Raw genomic sequence first — 3,394 nt, forward strand, 5'->3', positions numbered from 1 at the left:
GGTCGTGGTCGAAGAGGGATATTGATCCAGCACCGCCTCATAGCAGCGCACGCGGGTGAAGTGATCGACATCGCCCGGCTTGGTCATGCCGACGACGGGATGGATCAGAAGGTTGGCCTGCGCTTCCTTGGCGGCGCGGAAGGTCAGTTCCTGATGCGCGCGGTGCAGGGGGTTGCGGGTCTGGAAGGCGACGATCTTGCGCCAGCCAAGCTTGCGGAAATAGGCGCGCAGTTCGTTCGGCGTATCGCGGCGGGCCTTGAAGTCGTAGTGAACAGGCTGCTGGATGCCGGTGACCGGACCGCCGAGATAGATCTTGCCCGCCTGATGATGCAGGTAGTTGACCGCCGGATGCGCCAGATCATCGGCGCCGTAGACCTTTTCGGCCTCGCGTGCCTTGTTCGGCTCCCACTTGTCGGTGACCGAGAGGATGGCAAGGACGACGCCCTCGGCATCGCGCAGTGCGATGTCCTGACCGGGTTCGATCCCTTCGGCGAATTTCTCGCTAACATCAAGGTTGATCGGCATCGGCCAGAGCGACCCGTCCGAGAGGCGCATATTCTCGACAACGCCGTCATAATCGGCCTCGGTCATGAAGCCCTTGAGCGGGTAGAAACCGCCATTCATCAGAAGTTCCAGATCGCAGATCTGGCGCGGCGTCAGGTCCCAGGAGGGCAGGGCGCCCGCTTCGTGCTTCAGCTTCTGGGCAGAATCGTAGGAGACATAAAGCTCCGGGATGGGGGCAAGATTGGATTGCATCAATGGGGTCCTTTTCTTGAGATGGAGAAGACCGCTTTCGCTGCCGGTCAGTTCGGCATGAAGCGCGTCATATTCGGCGAGTTTACGGGCGAGGAACCGGTCGGTCAGGCGGGCCTTGGTCGCGGCCCCTTTCGTGGTCAGTTCATAGGTGAAGCGCTGGCGACGGTCGGGGCCGTTACGGTCGGCGACGCGGATATACCCGGCGTCGGTCGCTGCGCGCAGATGGGTGTTGAGCGTACCAAGGCTGACCCCGATCGCATCCGCCGTCGCGCGTTGCGACGCATCAGGCCGCTGGTCAAGCTGACGCAGCAGGCGGAAGAGCTGATCGTCTTCCGAAGGGGATGTGACCTCGTGTGACACCGGGGTTGCGACTCATAATATGTTCAGCGCTGAACGAATGTCACGACGGATGCCGAAATGGAAGAAAAAATACTTGATTGGCGCGGTTCCACCGCTCAGTGACCCGCTTGCAACAGGATTGTTGCGCAGGTGTGGCATTTTGTGCGGCCATTGCGTGGTCACGCGACTGCCCGCATGCCGGTTACGCCGGGCTCTGGTGCCTTTGCCCGACGGCCAAGGCGGTTGCCAGAGCGTCCCCGGCTGGATACCCTTATCCAAGGCCAACATGAAAACGGGAGGGCTGCGCATGAGATCGATCCATAAGCGGCATCTGACCTATGGCCCTGTTCAAGCCCTGCATGACTGACGTGCAGGGCGGATCGACATAGGGCCTCAAGACCCCGATCTGCCCGGATGGGTGGCCGTTCCTGTTACGGAAGGCCGCCTGACGTTATTGCCGCGATGATCCGACGGACGGCATCCGGCCCCGGCAGAGACACCCCACATGACGATCCTGACCCTGAAAGACATTGGCATAACCCTTGGTGCGCCGCTTTTCACCGACCTTTCCCTGACCCTCAACCAAAGTGACCGGCTGGGCCTTGTCGCCGCCAATGGGCGCGGCAAATCTACGCTTCTGCGCATTGTCGCTGGCGAGGCTGAAGCGACAACGGGCGACGTGACCCGGTCGCGCGGTCTTTGCATCGGTCATCTGGCGCAGGACATTCCTGAAAAGCTGCTGTCAGTCCCCTTCCATGCGGCGGTTCTGGATGCCCTGCCACTGGATCAGGCCGAAACCGAAAGCTGGCGTGTGGATATCGTGCTCGACGATTTCGGGGTGCCCATCGATCTGCGCGACCGGCCGCTGGCTGCCTTGTCGGGCGGCTGGCGCCGCATGGCGATGCTGGCGCGGGTCTGGGTGACGGACCCCGATTGCCTGCTGCTGGATGAGCCGACGAACCACCTCGATCTGGAGCGTATCGCCGGGCTTGAGGCTTTCCTGACCGGATTGCCGCGCAACTTCCCCATGATCGTCGCGAGCCACGACCGCGCCTTTCTGGACCGGGTCACCAACCGCACCCTGTTCCTGCGCCCCGAAGCCTCACGCGAGTTCGCACTGCCTTACAGCGCGGCCCGGGCGGCATTGGATGAGGCCGATGCGGCTGAGGCCCGCCGCTTTGGCAACGAGATGCAAAAGGCTGCAGGCCTGCGCCGTCAGGCGGCCAAGCTGAAGAATATCGGCATCAATTCGGGTTCCGATCTGCTGACGGTGAAGACCAAACAACTGAGTGAGCGGGCCGAACGGATCGAGGCTTCCGCCCGGCCAGCGCATCGGGAAGGCTCGGCAGGCGACATAAGGCTGGATGCGACGCGCAGCCATGCACGGGCGCTGGTGACGCTGGAGGATGCGCGCGTGACAGCGCCGGACGGCCGCATGCTCTTCCGCACCGGGGCGAAATGGATTGTGCCCGGTGACCGGGTCGTGCTTCTGGGCGCGAACGGTGCGGGCAAAAGCCGGGCGCTGGCGCTGATTGCGGCGGCGATTTCGTCGGGTGGCGCAGAGGGTCTGCGCATCGCGGCCTCGGTCGTGCCGGGTATCTGCGATCAGGCGCTGGAGGGGCTGAGCGGGGCAGATACGCCCTTTGACCTGATTGCCGGGAATTACGGCCAATCGGATCAGACCGTGCGGGGATTGCTGGCGGGCGCCGGGATCGCCATCGCGGCGCAGGACCGCCCGGCGCGGAACCTGTCCGGAGGCCAGCGCGCGCGGCTTGCCATGCTGATCCTGCGGCTGATCCGGCCGAACCTCTATCTTCTGGACGAACCGACCAACCACCTCGATATCGAAGGGCAGGAGGCGCTGGAACGCGAGTTGCTGGCCGATGAGGTCAGCGCGCTCATCGTCTCACACGACCGCGCCTTTGTCCGCGCCACCGGCACAAGGTTCTGGCGGATCGGGAAGGGGCGGCTCGACGAGGTGGACGACCCGGAGGGGTTCTTTGCCGGGATGGAGGCAGGGGGTCAGTAGGGCAGGGCTGAGCCTTCAGGCGTGACCGTCGGCGCGCCGGGCTGATTCCAGCGGAAGAGTACGAGGTACCAGCGAGTGGGTTCGGTGCGCGAGGCGTAGATGAGGCCATCGGCGTTCGTCGCACGGGCAGCGTCGCTGGCTGTCTAGAGCGTGTTGCGCCTAATCGGTTTCATATCCTGCGGCCTTGAAGAAGTTGTAGCATTCCTCCTCGGTGAAGAGGTCGCAGACCTGTCCTGCGGCGCGCCAGAGGTCGTCATAAGTCCGGGCGGC

Annotated in this window: 2 protein-coding genes and 1 pseudogene; 1 reads left to right on the forward strand and 2 read right to left on the reverse strand. The window is 63.8% G+C overall.

Annotation, left to right across the window (positions count from 1 at the left end):
* Window positions 1–1,116, reverse strand: a 1,116-nt coding sequence (locus WBB85_RS22425) for a winged helix-turn-helix transcriptional regulator (RefSeq protein ID WP_432640785.1), incomplete at its 3' end; no start/stop codon positions are given.
* Window positions 1,117–1,600: 484 nt separating this feature from the next.
* Here WBB85_RS22425 and WBB85_RS22430 point away from each other — a divergent pair.
* The gene (locus tag WBB85_RS22430; protein WP_432640786.1) at window positions 1,601–3,124 is read left to right on the forward strand and encodes an ATP-binding cassette domain-containing protein; all 1,524 of its coding nucleotides are present in this window, start codon (window positions 1,601–1,603) and stop codon (window positions 3,122–3,124) included.
* Here the strand turns inward: WBB85_RS22430 and WBB85_RS22435 are convergent.
* A pseudogene (locus tag WBB85_RS22435) lies at window positions 3,118–3,249 on the reverse strand (hypothetical protein); the annotation flags it as partial. The gene WBB85_RS22430 and the pseudogene WBB85_RS22435 overlap by 7 nt on opposite strands.
* Window positions 3,250–3,394: the final 145 nt, after the last annotated feature.

The organism is Albidovulum sp., from assembly GCF_049646345.1.
In the GTDB taxonomy this organism is placed as follows: Bacteria; Pseudomonadota; Alphaproteobacteria; order Rhodobacterales; family Rhodobacteraceae; genus Albidovulum.